3 protein-coding genes and 1 pseudogene are annotated in these 2,639 nt (G+C 59.9%); all 4 read left to right on the forward strand.

All coding sequences use genetic code 11. The features are described 5' to 3' along the window. A pseudogene (locus tag ENZ74_RS28385) lies at window positions 1–492 on the forward strand (PD40 domain-containing protein); the annotation flags it as partial. Between the two features lie 39 nt (window positions 493–531). Beyond that, window positions 532–882, forward strand: a complete 351-nt coding sequence (locus ENZ74_RS28390) for a four helix bundle protein (RefSeq protein ID WP_224618753.1) — start codon at window positions 532–534, stop codon at window positions 880–882. A gap of 270 nt (window positions 883–1,152) precedes the next feature. Then, a complete protein-coding gene (pal, locus tag ENZ74_RS28395) occupies window positions 1,153–1,659 on the forward strand; it encodes a peptidoglycan-associated lipoprotein Pal (protein ID WP_013529149.1) in 507 nt (168 codons plus the stop codon). 220 nt (window positions 1,660–1,879) lie between these two features. Beyond that, a partial coding sequence (locus ENZ74_RS28400; RefSeq protein ID WP_127313167.1) for a tol-pal system protein YbgF occupies window positions 1,880–2,639 on the forward strand: 760 nt, incomplete at its 3' end.

A 2,639-nucleotide genomic window follows, 5' to 3' on the forward strand; every position in this document is an offset into this window, starting at 1 on the left:
TCCAACATCTTCGCCATGGACCTGCGCAGCCGCTCGACGACGCGGCTGACCAACTCGACCGCCATCGACACCTCGCCGTCCTATTCGCCCGACGGCAGCAAGGTGGTGTTCACCTCCGACCGTGGCGGCCGCGCACAGATCTACGTGATGGGCGCCGACGGTTCGGGCCAGACCCGTATCTCCTTCGGCGACGGCGTCTATTCGACACCGGTATGGTCGCCGCGCGGCGACCTGATTGCCTTCACCAAGCAGACCGGCGGCGAATTCCAGATCGGGGTCATGAAGACCGATGGATCGGGTGAGCGCATCCTCTCCTCCGGCTTCCAGCAGGAGGGACCGACCTGGGCGCCGAATGGCCGCGTGCTGATGTTCTTCCGCGATTCCGCCGGTGGCCCCAAACTGGTTTCGGTCGATCTGACCGGACGCAACGAGCAATCGATCCCGACGGCGAACTTCGCTTCGGACCCTGCCTGGTCGCCGCTGCTGGAGTAAGAGACGAACTGAGGAACTGGGGAATTGAAGAACTGAAGAATGGAGAAGGCGGGCGGCCACATCAAGCGTGCGAAGGATCTAGAGGTTTATAAGCGCGCTTATGTGGTCTCTCTTGACGTGCATAAAGCTACGCTCGCCTTCCCGAAAATGGAGCAATACGCACTGGCTGATCAGTTGCGTCGCTCCAGCAAGGGAATCTGCGCCAATTTGGCTGAGGGATTTGCCAAGCAGACTCACTCCAAACCCGAATTCGCGCGGTTCATTTCGATGGCAATGGGTCATGCAGCGAAGTGGAGACGTGGATTTCCTAAGCGTTCGACCTTGGATACATCAGCCAGGCACAACACGACGATTGGCTGCGATCCTATGCCCATATCTACGGCATGCTGATCAATCTGAGAGAAAAGCTGAAGTGAATTCTCTCTTCAGTTCCTCAATTCCCCAACTCTTCAATTCCTCTTTTCCATCTCTTTGTCGCGTTTTGGCCGTATTTCCGCCTAGGGTCCGCGCCAACTGTGGCTCATGGCCAATGGCTGCGGACGGGCAGCTTAAACCAAAATTTAACCGTGTTTCTTGAATGCCGGTTAACCCAAACGTGGTTACTGGGTGATCAACGAAATCACTCAAATTAGACCACTCGAATTACGAAGGAGAGGCGGCATGGGCCGTATTGCAGCACTTACCAGAAACCCGGTCATGATCGCGCTGGTGGCGATGCTCGCCATCGCCGGTTGCGCCTCGAAAAAGACGCCGAACAACGCGGCCGATCTTGGCCTTAACGGCGCCGGCGCCGCAACACCCGGATCGGCGCAGGACTTCACCGTCAACATTGGCGACCGCATCTTCTTCGATACGGACTCGACCTCGATCCGTGCCGACGCGCAGACGACGCTCTCGCGCCAGGCACAGTGGCTGAACCAGTACAAGCAGTATGCCATCGTCGTCGAAGGCCATGCCGACGAACGCGGAACGCGCGAATACAATCTGGCGCTCGGCGCCCGCCGCGCAGCCGCTACCCGTGACTTCCTTGTCGCCAAGGGCGTCTCGGCCAGCCGTCTCAAGACCATTTCCTACGGCAAGGAACGTCCGGTCGCGGTTTGCGACGACATCTCTTGCTGGTCGCAGAATCGCCGCGCGGTCACTACGCTTAGCGGCGCTGGCTCCTGAGGCATCATGGACCGGCGCGTCAAAGGACGCGTGGCCGTCTAGCGGTAAAAATGCAACATACTTGTGCGAAAGGCGGCCTTGGGGCCGCCTTTTTCATATCCGGATGCCCGAAACAAAATTTGGCCGAAGTCTCGGCTCCTGCTATGAGCCGAGGGCGCTTGGCTGGTCCCATTCTGATTGGAAGGCGCGAACAAGCTAACGAAATCACTGCGAGAGGCACATGCATTTGAGATCGGTTCTGAGCGGCACGCTTGCGCTGCTGCTCCTATCAGGCGTCACCGCCCTGGCTAGCGGCACCGGGGCGAGCGGCACAGGGCAATCAACCGACAGCGGCTTTACCTTCCATCTTCCCAGTATCGAATTGCCCGGCTTTTTTGGTCAAAAGAAGAAACCGGACCAGGTTCAGCTGGTGCAGTCCGATCCTACCGCTGTCACCAGCCTGGAAGAGCAGCTGCGGCAGATGAACGGCAAGATCGAGGAACTCAATTTCCAGGTCCTGCAAATGCAGGAGCAGATCCGCAAGCAGCAGGAAGATAATGAATTCCGCTTCCAGCAGCTGGAAGGTGGCGGCACGCAAGGCGGACAGCCGCCGGCGCAGAAGAAATCGGACGCCACCACCGGCACCGACAACAACGTGGCGGCGGCCCCGGCAACACGGGCGCCGGCCGATGCCGGCGCCGAGCCCGCCAACGATCAATCGGCAGTCGGCAAGACGGTCGAGGACGTCATCGTCGAATCTCCGGATGGCGACCCCGGCAAGGTTATTCCCGGTACGGGAGCGCCGGAAAAGACCTTCGGCAGCATCACCGTCGACAAGAACGGCAATGTCATCGATGCCGGCGGCAACACACAATCGACCGCGCCGGCGCAGGATACCGCGCCAGTCGCCGGGGCGGCGCCCAAGGCCGGCAAATCCGATACGGTGGTCGCGGCGTTGCCCGCCACCAACAATCCGGAAGAGCTCTACCGCAACTCATACC

It is taken from the genome of Mesorhizobium sp. M7A.F.Ca.CA.002.15.2.1 (assembly GCF_003998715.1).
Lineage (GTDB): Bacteria > Pseudomonadota > Alphaproteobacteria > Rhizobiales > Rhizobiaceae > Mesorhizobium > Mesorhizobium ciceri.

Bases quoted from the DNA above. Each gene is read 5' to 3' on its own strand.
- ENZ74_RS28390 (WP_224618753.1), top strand. From the start codon at position 532: ATGGAGAAGGCGGGCGGCCACATCAAGCGTGCGAAGGATCTAGAGGTT.
- pal (WP_013529149.1), top strand. From the start codon at position 1,153: ATGGGCCGTATTGCAGCACTTACCAGAAACCCGGTCATGATCGCGCTG.